Here is a 17,277-nt window from a genome sequence, read left to right as displayed (position 1 = left end):
TTTCTGGCGTCCGCTGCAACCAAGAGACAGACAGCAAGCGTTTAGTCCGGCTGCCGCAAGCGCTGCTGCACGGCCAACTGCGCCCAGGCCAGGCGGCGGTGCTCGGCGCCGCTGTCGATGTGGACGAAGCGCTCCACCGCCTCGCCGTGCATCAGGGTCACCATCACGTCGACGGTGGCGGCGAAGTCCGGGTGCTGGCTGTACTCCGGCAACAGCTGCCGCGCCAGCGCCAGCACGTCGGCGTGATTGCTGGCCCAGATCGGCGCCAGCGCGGCGCGCAGTTCGGCATCGGTGCGCGCCGCCATCATCAGCTCGAACCAGGCCTGGTGGCTGCGCGACTGACAGGTGCCACGGCACAGTTCCAGGGCCAGGCGGATCGGGTCGTGGGCATGCTGCTTGAGGCGGGCGAACTGCTGGCGGTAGCGATCCAGGAGGCCATTGCCGACCTCTACCGCCACCCGCTTCATCAGCTCCAGGCGGCTGGGGAAATGCCGGAACAGGCCGCCGTGGGAAACCCCGGCGCGGCGGCAGATCTCCTGGATGCTGGCGCGCGCATAGCCCAGCTCGATCAGCACCTCGGTGCTGGCCTGCACCAGCTTGGCGATGGTGCTGCTGCGGCGCTCGGTCTGGGTGCGGCCGGCAGCTGGCATGGCGCGCGGAGTGGCCTTGCGCCGCGTGGCCGGCGCGCGGACCGTGACCGCGCGCTTCATGCCGCCTGCGCCAGCGGAGTGCCGTATTCGACGCCATGGTCGGAGCTGGCCAGCTCGCCGGCCTTGAGGAAGCGGCCATAGCCCGCGGCGCGCCCGAAGTCGGCGGCGAACTCGCCATGGCGATAGGCGACGCGGCCGTTGATGACGGTGGCGCTGACCGCGCGGTCGTTGCGGTTGACCATGCGCGAGAGCCCGTTGAATTCGGGGATCGGCGCCTCGGCATAGGCCCGCAGGCTGGCGTCCAGACCCTCGGGATCAATCACCACCAGATCGGCGCGATCGCCCAGGCGGATATGGCCGGCGTCGATCTCGAACCAGTCGGCCAGCTCGCCGGTGAGTCGCCACACGGCTTTTTCCAGCGGCATGAAGGGGCGGCCCTCGCGCTCGGCGTCGTACACCAGCTTGAGCATCTGCAGGCTGAAGTTGTAGAAGGCCATGTTGCGAATGTGCGCGCCGGCATCGCTGAAGCTGATGATCGCGCCCTGGTCCTGCACGATGGCCTGCAGCCGCTGTTTGCGGTGGTTGCCGATGGTGGTCTTCCAGCGCAGTTTCTTGCCGTGCGCCACCACGAGGTCAAGGAAGGCGTCGACCGGGTGGATGCCCTTGGCATCGGCTATCGCGCCAAAGCTCTTGCCGATCACGCCGCGCTCCGGGCAGTCGACGATCTCGGCGTCGTGGAAGTCGCGGTGCCAGACTCTAGGGGTGAATTTCGCCTCGTAGTTCTTGCGGAAGGCGCGGCGGTAGCGCTCGTCCTGCATCAGCGCATTGCGCTCGACTTCGTCGGCCAAATGCAGTGCCTGCTCGCCGGCACCGAACTCCTCGAAGATCACCAGATCGATGCCGTCGGCATAGACCTCGAAGGGGCAGGGCAGGGCCTGCCAGCGGAAGTTGCCGCGCAACGCGCGATTGCAGAAATGCGCCAGCTTGCCGATCAGCCGGTGCAGCAGGCCGTTGCTCTTCACGTCCATCAGGGTGATCAGCGTGGTCTTCAGCGGCTTGCGGAAGTACAGACCCAGGCTCTCCCAGAGGAAGGCGAACATGTTCACCTTGGTGACGATGTCCGGCGCACCCTGGTGGATGCGTCCGTGCCGGCGCAGGATGCGGTTGAGCCGCGTGTACTCGCTCCAGCGTGCGTAAGTGGTGGGCAGGCTCTTGCTGCGCTCGCGCTCGCCGTCGAGCTTGTCCCACTTGGTGGTCATGGTGGAGAGGCCCAAGAGGCCGACATCCAGCGCCTCCTCCAGCACCTGTTCCATTTTCTGTAGCTCGGCCTCGCTGGGCCTGGCCTGGCTGTCCACCGCGCGGCTGAGGCCCATGGTCGCCACCCGCAGGTCGGAATGCCCCAGAAAGGCGGTGACATTCGGCCCCAGTGGCATGGCTTGCAGATGCTCGACATAGCCGCGCGGCGAGTTCCAGGTCTTGGTCTGCTTGAGTAGCGGCAGCACATGCTCGCGCGGGATCGACTCGACGCGGGTGAACATGTCCGAGCAGTCCTCGGGCGCCGAGCAGACCATGCCGATCGAGCAGGAGCCGAAGGTCACCGTGGTCACGCCGTGGCGCACGCTCTCCTTTAAGCCCGGTGCGGCCAGCATCTCGGCGTCGTAGTGGGTGTGGGTGTCGAGAAAGCCCGGCATCAGCCACTGGCCTTCAGCGTCGATGACCTGGGCGCCGGCTTCCGGCAGCGGCAGGTCGGAAACCGCGGCGATGCGGCCATCGCGTACCCCGACGTGCTTGCGGCTGGAAGGGCCACCGCTACCGTCGAAGTAGCGGCCATTTTTGATGACCAGATCAAAGCTGCGCATGGGTCTCCTCCAGCGTGGCGGTGGTCCGGAGGTGGCCGCCGCTCTTGCCGGTCAGCCTAGGTTAGAAACCGATCACTCGCAATCTTTTTGAGGTGAGATCGGCTCGGCTGTGCGTCCGGTACCGCCACCCTCCGACCCCGGCCGCCATTGGCTACACTCCGCGCATAACGAATGGGAGGAGAACCCCGTGGCAAAGACCTACAAGCTCAATCCGCTGGACGCTGCCTGGCTGATGGTTGAGTCCACCGACACGCCCATGCACGTCGGCAGCCTGACCATCTTCTCGCTGCCGCAGAATGCCTCGCCGGATTTCCTGCGCGACACCGTCGCCAGCCTCAAGCAGCACCGCAATTTCGCGCCGCCGTTCAATCTCAAGCTGGTGTCGCCCAAGCTCAAGGGCGTGCTGCCGGCCTGGATCGAAGACCACAAGATCGATCTCGACTACCACTTCCGCCACTCGGCCCTGCCGGCGCCGGGCGGCGAGCGTGAACTGGGCGTGTTGATCTCGCGCCTGCACTCGCATCCGCTGGATTTCAACCGGCCGCTGTGGGAATGCCATCTGATCGAGGGCCTGGAGCACAACCGCTTCGCGCTCTACGTGAAGATGCACCACTCGCAGGTCGACGGCGTCGGCGGCATGAAGATGCTCGAGCGCATGCTCTCGGCCGATCCCGAGGCAACCGATCGTCTACCGCCCTGGGCGGTGGGCCGTGGCGGTTCCACCCGTCCGCACCCGGTGAAAGCGCCACTGGCGCAGCGGCTCAAGGCCCTGGCGCTGGCGCAGGCGGAGACCCTGCCCGGCGTCATCAAGGCCCTGCGCGAGGTGGTCAGCGACAGCTTCGGCCAGACCGATCCCGCCCACGCCGCGCCGTTCGTGGCGCCCCGCTCCATCTTCAACCGCAAGATCAGCGGCCAGCGCCGCTTCGCCACCCAGTACTACGAGCTGGAGCGTATCCGCAGGATCGCCAAGGCCACCGCCGGCACCGTCAACGATGTGTTCCTGGAGCTGTGCTCGGGCGCGCTGCGGCGCTATCTGGATGAGATCCAGGCGCTGCCCAATGCCCCGCTCACCGCCGGCGTGCCGGTCAGCGTGCGCCCGGCCGACGATGGCGACAGCGGCAATGCCATCAGCTTCATCATTGCCAACCTCAACACCCATCTGGTGGACCCCTTGCAGCGGCTCAAGGCGATCCAGGAGTCCACCGCCTTCGCCAAGGACAGGTTGCAGGCCCTGCCCAAGGCCGGCATCAACAACTACACCATGGTGTTCATGGCGCCCTACATCCTCAGCCTGCTGACCGGCCTGAGCGGGCGCACGCGGCCGATGTTCAACGTCACCATCTCCAATGTGCCGGGGCCGCGCGAGCATCTGTACTTCAACGGCGCGCGGCTGGAGCAGATGTATCCGATCTCCCTGCTCAGCCATGGTCAGGCGCTGAACATCACCGTGGTCAGCTATGCCGGCCAGTTCAACGTCGGCTTCACCGGTTGCCGCGACACCCTGCCGCACATGCAGCGGCTCGCCACCTACATGGCCGAGACCCTGGAAGAGCTGGAGCTGGCGGCGGAAAAGGCGATGTACAAGCGGCGTAAGGCGGCCTGAGCCGGGAGCCCTGTTCAGGCCGGATTCATGGCCTGGTCACAGCCTCGGTGCGTTCTGCAAAACCTACGGAGGAAAACCACAATGAAAATCACGTCTCTGTGCGCGCTGGCGCTGCTGTCGGCAACGACCTCGGCCCTGGCCGCCAATGACCAGCCCTACTTCGGCCTGCAAGGCAGCTATGTCTCGCCCGACCTGGACCGACAGACCGAGCATGGCCTGGGTGCCAAGTTTCTGCTCGGCCTGCCGATGGGCGACTACCTGGCACCGGAGCTGAGCGTCTTCGGCCTGAAGAACGGCCGGAACGGCAGCAACGACGCCGACCTGGCCTTGGGCGCCGGGCTTGATCTGACGATCCATCCGCTCAAGCGTTCCTCCCGGTTCTCGCCGTTTCTGCTGCTGGGCGCTGGCGGCCAGTACGATGATCGAGCGACCAATTCCGGCGGCCATTTCTTTCTCAATGCCGGTGGCGGCTTCCTGTACGAGCTGAGCCAGCGCGCCTCGCTGCGCGTCGATGCCCAGCGCTACCGCGTCAACGACGACGAGGCGGCGGTCGGTACCGATCTCTTGTGGGACACCCGCATCAACGCCGGCGTGCAGCTCGCTTTTGGCGCCGACCCGGTGCCGCCGGCCGTGGTGCCGCCTCCGCCGCCACGCCTGCCGCCGCCGGCACCGCCGGCCGATACCGATGGCGACGGCGTTGTCGATTCCATCGACCGCTGCCCGGGTACGCCAGACGGCAGCCTGGTAGACGCCGTCGGCTGTCCGCCGCCGCGGGCGGTGCCGCCCCGGGATCTCGACCGCGATGGCGTGTACGACGCACTCGACGCCTGCCCCGACACGCCTTACGGCATGAAGGTGGACGGCACCGGCTGCGCGATCAGGGCCGCCAAGGTGGTGCTGCACGACATCAACTTCGAGTTCGACTCGGCGCGGCTCACCGCTACCGCCAAGCAGTCCCTGGCCAAGGTGGCCGAAGGTCTGCGTGGACAGCCGAGCATGGAGCTGCTGATCGAGGGCCATACCGACTCGGTGGGTGCCGACGCCTACAACCTCAAGCTGTCCAAGCAGCGCGCCAACGCGGCGCGTGACTACCTGATTGGCGAGGGCATCAGCCCGAGCCGCCTGAGCGCCGACGGCATGGGCGAGAGCAAGCCTGTGGCCAGCAACAAGACCAAGGACGGCCGCGCCGAGAACCGCCGCGTCGAGTTCAGCGTCACCAAGCAGTAAGGTCCTTGCCTAAGCCGCTCCGCGCGCAAGCGCGGGGCGGCTTTTTGTTGCCCTCCGACCGGCTTTCAGTTCAGCGGCGGCGCCGGCGGCTTGTCCAGCGGCAGCGGGCCTTCATAGCCCTGGAAGCGGCGCAGCAGAAACACCTGGAAGTCCAGCGACCAGCCCGGCACCACCGGTACATGGATCGGCTCCAGCGGCAGGGTCTCGAAGAAGCGCATCGCCACTTCATCCGGCAGGCGCTCGTCGCGGGTGATGTAGAGGAAGTCGGCGCCGATCTTGTCGTCCATGCTGGTCACCAGATGGTAGTGGCTGACCACCTCGTGGCGCGGGTTCCACATCACCGCGCTGTCGGACTCCGGCCGTGCGTAGTAGCGCAGCTCGCTCATCAGGTCGCGCTGGTCGGTGAGCAGGGTCGCGCCCGGATTATCGAGCAGCCGTTGGCGCACTTGCGCACCGACCCGATCCCAGCCCTGCACACGCTTGTAGTGGTCGCTCTTGCGGGTCAGCTCGATGCCGGCCAGCCGGGTCAGCGCGTGATAGTGGTAGGCCAGCGAGGCCAGCACCAGGTTCAGTGCGATGGCGCCGATCAACAGCCGCCGACGCTCGCCCTGCAGCAGCCAGGCCACCAGCCAGATCGTGCCGGTGGCGTAGGTCATCGCCGCCCAGTTGGCGTTGGCGCGTCCCAGCAGGGCTTGCAGGCTGATGATGAGCAGGAAGGGCAGGGCCATGCAGGCGAGAAAGCGCTGGCCCGGTTCCGCCAGCCATTGCCGTGGCCGCGCGATCAGGGCGATCAGCGCGAAGAACAATACCGGCCCGATGATCGCCGCCTGGCCGAGCAGGAACTCCGAGAGTTCGTCGAGATGCAGGCCCGGTCCGGTCTCCAGATTGGAGATGTCGGCGGTGTGCTGGAAGGTCGGCCAGCCGTGCAGATGGTTCCACCAGAGATTGGGCGCGAAGATCAGCGCCGACAGCAGGGCGGCGAGGTACAGGCGCGGATTGCCCAGCTGCGCGCGCAGGATAGGCGTCAGCGCCAAGTAGAGCAGGGTCGAGACCGCGAAGATGCCCATCGTGTACTTGGTCAAGAGGCCGATGCCGCCAGCCAGGCCCACCAGCAGCCACCAGCGCCATTGGTTGCTCTCCAGGGCGCGCAGCAGGCCGTAGCAGGCGGCGGTCCAGCTGGTGAACAAGGCGACGTCGGTGGAGATGATCACCGAGGAGAAGGCCACCCCCGGCAGCGTGAAGAAGGTCAGCGCGCTCCAGAACGCCACGCGGCGGTCGTAGAGCCGCAGCGCCAGCGCGTAGACCAGCAGCGTGGTCAGCGGGTAGAGCAGCAGGGCGCCGCTCTTGATCGCCAGCTCGCCGTCGCCGAACAGCGCGGTGGTGAAGGCGATGATCGCGGCGATCACCGGCGGCTTCGAGTAATAGCCCCAGGCCAGGCTCTTGGCCCAGGTCCAGTACTGCGCCTCGTCGACATAGAGGTTGAGCCCGGCCCAGTGCAGGGCGAGTGCGCGGTAGACGCTGCCGATGAGCAGGATCAGCAGGAGGATTCGCAGGGGAGAGCGGGCGCTGGCGGTCATGAATCGGAGGCAGCCCGGGAGTGAGCCCGCGCGCAGGAATGGCTTAGCGGCGGATTCTCAAGCGCTGACCGTGGCCTCCGCAAGCCGGCGCTCAGACCGGCAAGCCATTGCGGTACTCGCCGGGCGTGATTCCGGTCCACTGCTTGTAGGCGTACTGAAAGGCGCTCTGCTCGGCATAGCCGAGCAGGAAGGCGACCTCGGCCAGCCGCAGGCCGGGGTCGCTCAGGTACTGCTGGGCGCGGGCCAGACGTACCTCGTCGAGCAGGCGCCGGAAGCTGGTGCCCTCGGCGTCGAGCCGGCGCTGCAGCGCGCGCGGGTGCATGCCCAGGTCGCGCGCCACTTCGTCCAGCGAGCCGCGGCCAAATTCCAGCTTGGCGACCAGCAACTGGCGCAGCTGCTGCAACAGCGCGGTGTCGCCGGCGAGCCGCTGCAACACCGCGCGCGCCTCCAGCTCCGCGCGCCGCCGCCAGCTCTGGTCGGCCAGCACGATCGGTGCTTGCAGATAGCTGGCCGGCACCACGATCTTGTTGACCGGCGCGTCGAAGTGCAGCGCGCCGCCGAAGATCTCCGCGTAGACCGCCGTGTTCGCCGGCGCCGGAAAGTAGAAGTGGGCCTCGCCTTTCAGATCCGGCCGGCTGGTGAGCCAGCGGGTCAAAGCGGCGCGCGCGGCCTGCATGAACTGCACCAGGGCCACCGGCGGCTTTGCCTCGTAGGGCCAGTTCCAGATCATGTGCGCCTCGGCGCCGTGGATCTCCACCTGCGGCTGGCCGAATTCGCCCAACAGGCGGATGTAGCGCGAGAGCTGCGCGGCGGCTTCGGCGACATGCGCGCAGTTCATCAGCACCTGGCCGAGCACGCCCATGTGGCGGATGTTGATCTGTGCCCCGGCCTTGAGCGCGAGATCGGGGTCGCCGAGCGCGTCGGCGGCGATCTCGAACATGGTCATCCACTCGCCGAGGCTGAGCTGACCACGCGCCGCCATGGCGGCGAAGGAGGGCAGGTGACTGTCGGCGTAGAGCTGTTCCGGGTCCTGGCCGTGCAGGCGCAGGTAGTCCAGCAGCGCCGAGGCGTAGGCGGCGGTGACCACCGCGCTCTGGTAGTCCCCTCCAGTTTTTATCGTCATTGTCGCGATTTCGTAATGGCTGTCGGTTTTTGTCAAGACGAAGACCGCCGACGGCCCTAGCCTCCGCCGCAATCACAACCGTTAAGCGCCAGACGCGGCGGTGGGCCTTGATGCCCGGTGACAAAAGCAGCTGGAGGAGACCGCGTTGCGGTGAGAGTCGGTCGGTGCCAAGACGCCGACCGTGGCCTGGAATCGGTTCCGGCCACGCCGCCCCCCGCCGGTGGTCCACGCACGCGGACCGCCCGCCCGCGTGTGCCGCCCCCAGTTCATGGGCCGCCCGGCCCGGCGGTCACATCACCTGAGGGGAGCTTGAATCATGCACAACCGGACCAGCTGGCTGGCAGCGGTACTACTGGCGGGCCTGATGGCCAGCGGCTGCGGCTCGCGCAGCGACGCGCCGGCCGGCGAGGCGGGCGGGGTGGGGCCGGCCGCAACCATCAAGCTGCTGTCCAACCGTGCCGATCTGATCAGTGGCGACGACGCCCTGGTCGAGGTGGTCTGGCCCGAGGGCGTGGCGCCGGGCCAGGGGCGGGTGCGCTTGAACGGCGCCGATGTCACTTCCAGCTTCGCCCTGCGCCCGAATGGCCGCTACCTGGCGCTGCTCACCGGCCTGCGGCTGGGCGAGAACAGCTTGAGCGCCAGCGCGCCGGGCAGTTCCGGCGCGCGCGCCAGCCTCATCAACCATCCCAATGGCGGCCCGATCTTCTCCGGCCCGCAGATCCCCCGCCACAGGTGCCAGGAAACCGCGGTGGACGCCGCCTGCAACCAGCCGGCCGAGTACAGCTATCTCTACAAGTCCAGCAGCCCGCTCAAGAACGGCTTGCAGGCCTATGACCCGGCCAATCCACCCAGCGACGTCGCCAGCACCACCACGACCGCCGGCGTGACGCTGCCCTTCATCGTCCGGCTGGAACGCGGCTACCAGGACCGCGACGAGTACCGGATTCTCACGCTGTTCCGCCCCGACCAGGACTGGCAGCCCTGGGCGCCGCAGGACCAGTGGAACCACAAGCTGGTCATCACCCACGGCGGCAGTTGCGGCACCTCGTTCGCGCCCGGCACCGCGCCGCTCAACGACTACTCCGGCACCATCCCCGACAACCCGCTGCTGGAGCAGAGCTATGTGACCGCGTTGGGCCGCGGCTTTGCGGTGTTGTCCACCGCGCTCGACAACGGTGGCCACAACTGCGACGTGGTCCTGCAGGCGGAGTCGCTGATGATGGCCAAGGAGCGGCTGGTCGAGCAGTACGGCGAGCTGCGCTACACCATCGGCACCGGCTGCTCCGGTGGCTCCATCGCCCAGGCGACGGTGGCCAATGCCTATCCGGGCATCTACCAGGGCCTGCTGACCATGTGCTCCTACCCGGACACCTTCACCGCCGGCCTGCAGTTTGCCGACTACCACCTGCTGCGCCTTTACTTCGAAGACCCCGCGAAGTGGGCCGCCGGGGTGATCTGGCTGCCGACCCAGTACGGCGATGTCGAGGGCCATCTCACCCATCTCAACGCGGTGGTCGCCGACGAGGGCCTGTTCAAGGGCGCGACCGCGCCCGCCGGCGATTGCTACGGCGAAGGCAGCTACCACCCCGAGACCAATCCGGGCGGCGTGCGCTGTGGCGTGATCGACGCCCTGGTACATGTCTTCGGCCGCCGTGAGCCGGCGGTATGGTCGCCGATGGAGCAGGCCGCCGGCCGCGGTTTCGCGGCGCTGCCGCTGGGAAATGCCGGCGTGCAATACGGCTTGAAGGCGCTGCAACAGGGGCGCATCACGCCGGCGCAGTTCGTCGATCTCAACGTCAAGATCGGTGGCCTGGACATCGACATCCAGCCGCAGGCGGCGCGCACCGTCCCCGACGCCCGCGCGGTTGCCAACATCTACCGCAGCGGCACGGTCAACGTCGCCAACAACCTCAACACGGTGGCGATCATCAACTTCGTCGGCCCCGACCCCGGCATCGCCCACGACTCGCTGCATGCCTGGTGGACGCGCTGGCGCCTGGACCGCGAGCACGGCAATCACGACAACCATGTGATGTGGGGCGGGCCGGTGCCGCTGATCGGCGATCTCCAGTACGTCTATCAAGGCCTCACCGCGATGGACAACTGGCTCGCCGCCATCGAGCAGGACGCCAGCTCCGCGCCGATCGCCGAGAAGATCGTCCGCAACAGGCCGGCCGACGTCCACGACCAGTGCAGCGACGGCCTCGGCCAGAAGCTCTTGGACGAGGTCTGCGTCGACGTGCTGCAACAGATTTACGCCTACGGCACGCCGCGCACCATGGCCGGCGACGGCATCACTGGCGACACCATGCAGTGCCTGCTCAAGCCCTTCAGCCGCGAGGACGACTACGGACTGATCCCGTTCACCGAGGCGCAGTGGCAGCAGCTGGAGGCGACCTTCGCCGAGGGCGTCTGCGATTACAGCCAACCGACGCCGGGCATGCAGCCGACCCAGACCTGGCTGCGCTACCGCGATGACCAGGGTCAGGTGATGACCGGCGGCGCACCGCTACCGCCACCACCGGCCAATTCGCGCGGCGGCTGGTCCAGCCCGGCCTTCGTGTACTGAAGGCGGTGCGGCGAGGGCGCGGAAGGTGGCGGCGGCCGCCTTCCGTGCTCTAATTCGCGCCTATGCGTAATCCCTACGAGCTGTACGCCGGCCTGCGCTACACGCGGGCCAAGCGGCGCAACCATTTCATCTCGTTCATCTCCCTGGCCTCGATGCTGGGCATCGCCATCGGCGTGATGGCGCTGATCACCGTGCTGTCGGTGATGAACGGCTTCGAGCGCGAGCTGCGCACGCGCATCCTCGGCATGGCCAGCCACGCCACCATCTCGGCGCTGCGCGGCGGCCTGGAGGACTGGCAGGGCGTCGGCCGGCTGGCGGCGCAGAACCCCGCCATCGAGGGCATCGCGCCCTACATCGAGGGCGAGGGTATGGTGAAGCAGGGCAGCGACCTCTCCGGCACTCTGCTGCGCGGCATCCTGCCGGAGGAGGAGGCCAAGGTTTCCGAGATCGCCCAGCACATGAAGATCGGTGCGCTGAGCGATCTCCAGGCCGGTGAGTTCCGCATTGTGCTCGGCCGTGAGCTGGCCACCAGCCTGGGCGTGGAAGTGGGCGACAAGGTCGATCTGATGATCCCCCAGGCCAGCGTCACTCCGGCCGGCGTTCTGCCGCGCTTCCGCCGCTTCACGGTGGCCGGCGTGTTCCAGATCGGCATGTACGAGTTCGACCGCGGCCTGGTGCTGATCCACCTCGCCGACGCGCAGGCGCTGTACCGCATGGGCGACACGGTGACCGGCGTGCGGCTGAAGCTGCACGACCTGTTCCAGGCACCGCAGGTGGCGCGCGAACTGGCCAGCCAGTTGCCGGGCATCTACTACGTCAGCGACTGGACCCGCCAGCACGCCAACTTCTTCCGCGCGGTGAAGACCGAGAAGATGGTGATGTTCATCATCCTCTCGCTGATCGTCGGCGTCGCCGCCTTCAACATCGTCAGCACCCTGGTGATGGTGGTGCAGGACAAGCAGGCCGACATCGCCATCCTCCGCACCCTGGGCGCGCAGCCGCGCAGCATCATGGCGATCTTCATGGTGCAGGGCTCGATCATCGGCATCGTCGGCACCCTGCTGGGTGTCGCCGGCGGCATCGCCCTGGCGCTCAACGTCGAGCGGCTGGTGCCCATCCTCGAAGCGCTGATGGGCCAGCAGTTTCTCTCGCCCGATGTCTACTACATCTCCGACCTGCCTTCAGAGCTGAAGTGGAGCGACGTCAGCCGCATAGCCGGCCTGTCGCTGGCGCTGGGTCTGCTCTCCACCTTGTATCCCGCCTGGCGTGCCTCGCGGACGCAGCCGGCGGAGGCGCTCCGCTATGAATAACCCTCAAACCACAAGCTCCCAGGGCGAGGTCGGGGAGGGTGGCGCCAACATCATCCTGCGCGCCACCGCCCTGTCGAAAACCTTCGACGACGGCCGCCTCAACCTCACGGTGCTCAACGGCGTCGATCTCTCGGTGGCGCGCGGCGAGCGCATCGCCATCGTCGGCGCCTCCGGCTCCGGCAAGTCCACCCTGCTGCATCTGCTCGGCGGGCTGGATGCGCCCAGCGCCGGTGAGGTCTGGGTGGCGGGCGAGAAGATCAGCGCGCTGTCCGACGGCGAGCGCGGCGCGTTGCGCAACCGGGCGCTGGGCTTCGTCTACCAGTTCCACCACCTGCTGCCAGAATTCAGCGCGCTGGAAAACGTCGCCCTGCCGCTGCTGATCCGCCGCACGCCGCACAAGCTCGCCTACGCGCAGGCCGGTGAGCTGCTGCGCCGCGTTGGTCTCGGCGAGCGCCTGGAGCACAAGCCGGGCGAACTCTCCGGCGGCGAGCGCCAGCGCGCGGCCGTGGCGCGTGCCCTGGTGACCAGGCCGGCGGCGGTGCTGGCCGACGAGCCCACCGGCAATCTCGACGTGAAGACCGCCGAGACGGTGTTCGAGCTGATGCTGGAGCTGAACCGCGAACTGGGCACCAGCCTGGTGGTGGTCACCCACGACCTCAAGCTGGCGGCGCGCATGGAGCGCCGCTACACCCTGGTGAGCGGCCGGCTCAGCGAGATCGATTAGGGGCGCCGAACAGGAACTCGACGATCACCTGGGTGGCGTCGAGGTTGTCGCTGCTGGAGCCATTGCTAGGCAGGATAGGCCGGCGTGGCGGCCAGGCGTGGCCCATGCCGTGTACGCGATAGGCCTGCAGGCGCGCGCCGCTGGCGCAGCCACTCCACTGGCGATGTTCCACCCAGGTGCCGTCGTCCACCGTCGGCGGCAGCAGCTCGACCGCCGGACTGGCGCCGCAGCCAAAGCTGGAGCGGAAGAGTTCGGCGCTGGCATCGGAGCTGATCACGCGGCCACCCTGGCCGAGCAGGCCGCCACCGCAGCAGTCGCCGCCGTCGATGGGCATCAGCGGGTCTTCGACGCCATTGATGGTCAGCAGCGCCCCGCCGGCCTGCGGCGCGCAACTGGCGGCCAGCGGTTCCGGCACATTGGCGATCACCGTCGCGTAGGCGCGGAACGGCGTGCTGGTTTCGCAGGCCATGCGCAGGCTCATCATGCCGCCGTTGGAGAGGCCGGTCAGGTAGACGCGGGCGGGGTCGATCGGCAGACGGCTGCTGGCGTCGGCGACGATGGCCTGCAGATAGCGGCGGTCGTCGACGCCGGCCTCGGCCGCCGGGCCGGTGCCGCGACCGTCGGCCCAACTGCTGCGATAGCCCTCGCCGTAGGCGACGGCGAAGCGGCGGGCATCGGCGTAGTCGTCGAAGCCCAGGCTGCGCTGGGCGTTGGCGGCGCTGCCATAGCCGCCGTGCAGCACCACCAGCAGCGGCAGCGCGCCGCCGCTGTAGTCGGCGGGCGTGTGCAGGATGTACTTGCGGCTGTGGCCGTCGATGTTCAGGCGCAGGGTCTGGTCGTCGCGCTGGAGCAGGCCGGAAAGCGGCCCGGCCTGGGCGGGAGACAAGGCCAGCAGTGTCGTGGCCAGCAGAGCCAGCGTGGCGGCGTAGCGGATGCGGGAGAGAGTCATGGGGTCTTTGCTTGTTGGTCGCCGGGCTTGCTGCCCGCAATAGCCAAGCCAGTCACCGCGCTTCCGGTTGACAGCGCCAGCGCTTTGGGATGATCCGCCGGCCAGTTGGGGCCGTTGGGTGTCCATTCCGGCGGGCCGAAGATCCACAGCAGCTTGTTGCGCAGGCCGTGCGCCCGCCAGGCCTCGCGCAGCAGATGGCGCAGCTCGTGGAAGATCACCCTGTCCAGCCGGTAGCTGTGGAGGTTGTGCACCAGGCCGTAGCGCACCGGCAGCTCGGGCAGCTCCGGCTGGAAGCTGCCGAACAGGCGGTCCCAGACGATCAGGATGCCGCCGTAGTTGCGGTCGATGTAGGGGCCGTTGCTGCCGTGGTGCACACGATGGTGCGAGGGCGTGTTGAACAGCCACTCGAACCAGCGCGGCAGGCGCTGGATGGTCTCGGTGTGAATCCAGAACTGGTAGATGAGGCTGATGCCGGCCTGCACCGCGATTGCCAGCGGATGAAAGCCCAGCCAGGCCAGCGGCAGCCAGAACACGAAGATGTAGGCCGGGCCCAGCGTCGACTGCCGCAGCGCGGTGCCGAAGTTGTAGTACTCGCTGGAGTGGTGGTTGACGTGCTCGGCCCAGTACAGCCGCACCCGGTGCGCGCTGCGGTGGTACCAGTAGTAGCAGAAGTCCTCGGCGAGAAAGAGCAGCGGCCAGGTCCACCAGGCCAGTGGTGAGAACGTGTGCAGCCGGTGCTGGTAGATCCAGGCGAAGACCGGCACGGTGTAGAGCGCGGTCAGCGCCATCATCGCCAGCTTGATGCTGCCCAGGCTCAGGCTCACCGCGGTGTCCTTCGTCTCGTAGCCGCGCAGGCCGGCGTACTGCGGCCGGTGACGCGTTGCCCACCACTCCCAGGCCACCAGGCCCAGGAAGTAGGGGATGGCCAGCACCAGCAGGTATTTCGACAACCACTCCAGCGTCGCCATTGCTGTTCCTCGTCAGGCTCCCGGTCTGTGTGCCTGAAAGTGCAGGCGGCCGGTCGGCGCCGATGATATTCCAGGCTTTGTCGGGCCGATGGGCGGCGCTTTGGCTGGCTGCGGCCTCGGCTCAAGATAGCCGCAGGGAGTGAAACGGGAGCCGCCATGGGGAAGGAGCGGGAGCCATCGTCCGCGCGCGTTTGCCGCGGGCACTGAGGCCAGATGCTGCCACGCGCCATCCTCGCCTACAGCGCCGGCGTGCTGCTGTTGGTCGTGCTGCCGCAGTGGCCGGCGGCGCCCTGGGCGCTGGCCTTGCTGGCTGCGGGTGGGCTGCTGGAAGCGCTGCTCTGGCGTCGTTGGCCGGCGCTGCGCGGCCTGCTGCTGCCGTTCGCGCTTGGGCTGGGCTACGCCCTCTGGCGCGGCGACGCCCTGCTGGCGCAGCGCTGGCCGCTGGCCCGCCATGGCGAGGACCTGGTGGTGAGCGGCCGCATCGCCTCGCTGCCGGAGCTGAGCCGCGAGGCGCCGCAGCGCCTGCGCGCCAAGGACGCCGGTGACTTGGTCTGGCGCTTCAGCTTGGCGCCCGAGGATCCGGCGCTGCCGGCGCGCATTCGCGTCAGCTGGTATCGCACCGATCAATGGCTGCGCGGCGGCGAGTGCTGGCGCTTCAGCCTGCGCCTCAAGACCCCGCGCGGCAGCGCCAATCCGCATGGCTTCGACTACGAGGGCTGGCTGTTCCGCCAGGGCATCGCCGCCACCGCCGCCGTGCGCAGTGCCGAGCGCTGCGAGGCAGGCGGCGGCTACTGGGTGCTGCGCGCGCGCCAGGCGCTGCTGGACCGCCTGCAAGCCTGGCTGCCGGAGTCGCCCGCCCGCGCGCTGACTGCCGCCCTGGTGCTGGGCTACGACGGCGAGTTGCGTGACGCCGACTGGGATGCCTTCCGGCTCACCGGTACCTCGCACTTGGTGGCGATCTCCGGCTTCAACCTCGCCATCGTTGCCGGCTTCGCCTGGTGGCTGCTGCGCTGGAGCTGGAGCCTGTTCCCTACGCTGTGCCTGCGCCTGCCGGCGCAGAAGGCCGCCAGCCTGGGCGCGGCCTTGGTCGCCGCCGGCTATGCGCTGCTGGCCGGCTTCGAGCCGCCGGTACTGCGCGCGCTGCTGATGCTCTGGGTGCTGCTCGCGGCGTTGTTCCTCGACCGCCTGGCCGCGTCCTGGCGGGTGCTGCTGATCGCCTGGGGCCTGGTGCTGCTGCACGACCCTTTCGCGGTGCTCAGCCCCGGGCTCTGGCTGTCGTTCGGCGCGGTGGCGGCGATCTTCTGGCTGAGCCTGGGCCGCCCGCCCGGCGAGCCGGTCTGGAAGCAGGCACTGCGCCTGCAACTCTTGCTGTCGCTAGCCCTGGCGCCGATGACCCTGTTCTTCTTCCAGGGCACGGCCTGGATCGCGCCCTTCGTCAATCTGCTGGCGGTGCCGGTGTTTGCCCTGCTGACGCCGTTGCTGGTGCTGGCGCTGCTGCTCTGCGCGCTCTGGCCCTGGGCCGGGCTGCCGCTGCTGACCGGTCTGGCGCAGGCCCTGAATCTGGTGCACACGAGCTTGCTGGCCTTGGCGCAGACCCACGCAGAGAGCTGGATCGCCGCCAGCCCGCCACCGGCCGCTCTGGCTCTGGCCCTGTTCGGCGCACTGCTGTTGACCAGCCCGCGCGGTCTGCCGCTGAAGTCGCTGGGCCTGCTCTGTCTGCTGCCACTGCTGCTTCCGCCGCAGAACGCGCCGAAGAGCGGCTATGACCTCGCCGTACTCGACGTCGGCCAGGGCCTGGCGGTGGTGGTGCGCACGTCCGGGCACAGCCTGCTGTTCGACGCCGGGCCGGCCTACGAGGAGGGTTTCGACGCCGGCGAGTCGGTGGTCGCGCCCTATCTGCTGGGCGAGGGCGTGCGGCGGCTGGATCTGCTGATCGTCTCGCATCCCGATCTCGACCATCGCGGCGGCGCGCCGGCAGTGCGTCGCCTGCTGCGGCCGAAGGCGGAGTTGGGTGCGCTCGGCGAGCAGCCCTGCCGCGCTGGCGAACGCTGGCAGTGGGACGGCGTCGATTTCGAGCTGCTGCACGGCCCCAGGCCTGGCGACAGCGCCTCCGACAACGACGCCGCCTGCGTGCTGCGGGTGAGCGTCAACGGCCACGCCACGCTGCTGCCGGCCGACATCGAGCGCGGCACCGAGGCCAGGCTGCTCAGCGCGATGCCCGAACGGCTGCGCGCCGAAGTGCTGCTGGCGCCGCATCACGGCAGCAAGACCTCCTCGACGCCGGATTTCGTGCGCGCGGTACAGCCTAAGCTGGTGATCTTCCCCGCCGGTTTCCGCAACCCCTACCGGCATCCACGGCCGGAGGTGGTGCGCCGCTACGCCGAGCAGGGTGCGGCGCTGCACATGAGCGGCCACGAAGGCGCGCTGCGCCTGCATGTCGATCCGCAAACCGGGGCCGGCCCAGTGCAGGCCTGGCGCGAAGCGGGAGCGCGTGGCTGGTGGGCGCCGCCGCTGCGCGAGTTCGAGTCAGCGGAGCGCTAGGGCCTGTCACCCATTAGAACATCGCTGCGGCGGAAGGCGGTTTTGGGGCAGTGCAAGGAAGTCAGTGTGCGCAATAGCGGGCCTATTGAAACACTGGCTGACGTGGCAATGCCCCAAAACCGTCCCGCCCCGAAGGGTTGCTGGCCAAAAGCGCGTCATGCGGCGTTGCTCGCTTAG

12 protein-coding genes are annotated in these 17,277 nt (G+C 68.4%); 6 read left to right on the top strand and 6 right to left on the bottom strand.

What is annotated here, in order from left to right:
• Positions 1 to 41: 41 nt before the first annotated feature.
• Both AC3WT6_RS16085 and AC3WT6_RS16080 read right to left on the bottom strand, forming a co-directional pair.
• A complete protein-coding gene (locus tag AC3WT6_RS16085; protein WP_492654621.1) occupies positions 42 to 710 on the bottom strand; it encodes a TetR/AcrR family transcriptional regulator in 669 nt (222 codons plus the stop codon).
• Entirely contained in the window at positions 707 to 2,509 is a 1,803-nt protein-coding gene (locus AC3WT6_RS16080) for an N-acyl-D-amino-acid deacylase family protein (RefSeq protein WP_492654620.1), read from the bottom strand. Before AC3WT6_RS16080 ends, AC3WT6_RS16085 begins: the two co-directional genes overlap by 4 nt.
• A 187-nt stretch (positions 2,510 to 2,696) precedes the next feature.
• Here AC3WT6_RS16080 and AC3WT6_RS16075 point away from each other — a divergent pair, with 187 nt between their 5' ends.
• Together AC3WT6_RS16075 and AC3WT6_RS16070 are read left to right on the top strand one after the other, a co-directional pair.
• Positions 2,697 to 4,112, top strand: a complete 1,416-nt coding sequence (locus AC3WT6_RS16075) for a WS/DGAT/MGAT family O-acyltransferase (RefSeq protein ID WP_492654619.1) — start codon at positions 2,697 to 2,699, stop codon at positions 4,110 to 4,112.
• Positions 4,113 to 4,193: 81 nt separating this feature from the next.
• Complete coding sequence (locus AC3WT6_RS16070; protein WP_492654618.1) at positions 4,194 to 5,339, top strand: OmpA family protein; 1,146 nt, start codon at positions 4,194 to 4,196, stop codon at positions 5,337 to 5,339.
• Positions 5,340 to 5,404: 65 nt separating this feature from the next.
• Here AC3WT6_RS16070 and AC3WT6_RS16065 read toward each other — a convergent pair whose 3' ends face one another.
• Positions 5,405 to 6,916 (bottom strand): glycosyltransferase family 39 protein, encoded by a 1,512-nt coding sequence (locus AC3WT6_RS16065; RefSeq protein WP_492654617.1) that lies wholly within the window; start codon positions 6,914 to 6,916, stop codon positions 5,405 to 5,407.
• Between the two features lie 91 nt (positions 6,917 to 7,007).
• Positions 7,008 to 8,039 (bottom strand): AraC family transcriptional regulator, encoded by a 1,032-nt coding sequence (locus tag AC3WT6_RS16060; protein ID WP_492654616.1) that lies wholly within the window; start codon positions 8,037 to 8,039, stop codon positions 7,008 to 7,010.
• Positions 8,040 to 8,355: 316 nt separating this feature from the next.
• On the opposite strand from AC3WT6_RS16060, the gene AC3WT6_RS16055 reads away from it, so the two are divergent.
• The 3 genes from AC3WT6_RS16055 (at position 8,356) to lolD (ending at position 12,642) form a co-directional block, all read left to right on the top strand.
• On the top strand, positions 8,356 to 10,608 hold the full coding sequence (locus tag AC3WT6_RS16055; protein WP_492654615.1) for a DUF6351 family protein: 2,253 nt from the start codon (positions 8,356 to 8,358) through the stop codon (positions 10,606 to 10,608).
• Between the two features lie 62 nt (positions 10,609 to 10,670).
• The gene (locus tag AC3WT6_RS16050; protein WP_492654614.1) at positions 10,671 to 11,918 is read left to right on the top strand and encodes a lipoprotein-releasing ABC transporter permease subunit; all 1,248 of its coding nucleotides are present in this window, start codon (positions 10,671 to 10,673) and stop codon (positions 11,916 to 11,918) included.
• The gene (gene lolD / locus AC3WT6_RS16045) at positions 11,911 to 12,642 is read left to right on the top strand and encodes a lipoprotein-releasing ABC transporter ATP-binding protein LolD (RefSeq protein ID WP_492654613.1); all 732 of its coding nucleotides are present in this window, start codon (positions 11,911 to 11,913) and stop codon (positions 12,640 to 12,642) included. The genes AC3WT6_RS16050 and lolD overlap by 8 nt, the downstream gene beginning before the upstream one ends.
• Here the strand turns inward: lolD and AC3WT6_RS16040 are convergent.
• Complete coding sequence (locus tag AC3WT6_RS16040) at positions 12,626 to 13,591, bottom strand: CE1 family esterase (RefSeq protein WP_492654612.1); 966 nt, start codon at positions 13,589 to 13,591, stop codon at positions 12,626 to 12,628. The two genes, lolD and AC3WT6_RS16040, sit on opposite strands and share 17 nt — an antisense overlap.
• A complete protein-coding gene (locus AC3WT6_RS16035) occupies positions 13,588 to 14,559 on the bottom strand; it encodes a sterol desaturase family protein (protein ID WP_492654611.1) in 972 nt (323 codons plus the stop codon). The genes AC3WT6_RS16040 and AC3WT6_RS16035 overlap by 4 nt, the downstream gene beginning before the upstream one ends.
• Positions 14,560 to 14,772: 213 nt before the next feature.
• Between AC3WT6_RS16035 and AC3WT6_RS16030 the strand changes: the two genes are divergently transcribed.
• Positions 14,773 to 17,100 (top strand): DNA internalization-related competence protein ComEC/Rec2, encoded by a 2,328-nt coding sequence (locus AC3WT6_RS16030; RefSeq protein ID WP_492654610.1) that lies wholly within the window; start codon positions 14,773 to 14,775, stop codon positions 17,098 to 17,100.
• Positions 17,101 to 17,277: the final 177 nt, after the last annotated feature.

This window comes from Stagnimonas sp. FW305-C-60 (genome assembly GCF_058782965.1).
The sequence above is the reverse complement of the archived record's forward strand: the minus strand, read 5'-3'. Positions and strand labels throughout refer to the sequence as shown.

Excerpts from the sequence above, each read along its gene's own strand:
- AC3WT6_RS16030 (WP_492654610.1), top strand. The coding sequence starts at position 14,773 with ATGCTGCCACGCGCCATCCTCGCCTACAGCGCCGGCGTGCTGCTGTTG.
- AC3WT6_RS16040 (WP_492654612.1), bottom strand. The coding sequence starts at position 13,591 with ATGACTCTCTCCCGCATCCGCTACGCCGCCACGCTGGCTCTGCTGGCC.
- AC3WT6_RS16080 (WP_492654620.1), bottom strand. The coding sequence starts at position 2,509 with ATGCGCAGCTTTGATCTGGTCATCAAAAATGGCCGCTACTTCGACGGT.
- AC3WT6_RS16070 (WP_492654618.1), top strand. The coding sequence starts at position 4,194 with ATGAAAATCACGTCTCTGTGCGCGCTGGCGCTGCTGTCGGCAACGACC.
- AC3WT6_RS16050 (WP_492654614.1), top strand. The coding sequence starts at position 10,671 with ATGCGTAATCCCTACGAGCTGTACGCCGGCCTGCGCTACACGCGGGCC.
- AC3WT6_RS16055 (WP_492654615.1), top strand. The coding sequence starts at position 8,356 with ATGCACAACCGGACCAGCTGGCTGGCAGCGGTACTACTGGCGGGCCTG.
- AC3WT6_RS16085 (WP_492654621.1), bottom strand. The coding sequence starts at position 710 with ATGAAGCGCGCGGTCACGGTCCGCGCGCCGGCCACGCGGCGCAAGGCC.
- AC3WT6_RS16060 (WP_492654616.1), bottom strand. The coding sequence starts at position 8,039 with ATGACGATAAAAACTGGAGGGGACTACCAGAGCGCGGTGGTCACCGCC.
- lolD (WP_492654613.1), top strand. The coding sequence starts at position 11,911 with ATGAATAACCCTCAAACCACAAGCTCCCAGGGCGAGGTCGGGGAGGGT.
- AC3WT6_RS16035 (WP_492654611.1), bottom strand. The coding sequence starts at position 14,559 with ATGGCGACGCTGGAGTGGTTGTCGAAATACCTGCTGGTGCTGGCCATC.
- AC3WT6_RS16065 (WP_492654617.1), bottom strand. The coding sequence starts at position 6,916 with ATGACCGCCAGCGCCCGCTCTCCCCTGCGAATCCTCCTGCTGATCCTG.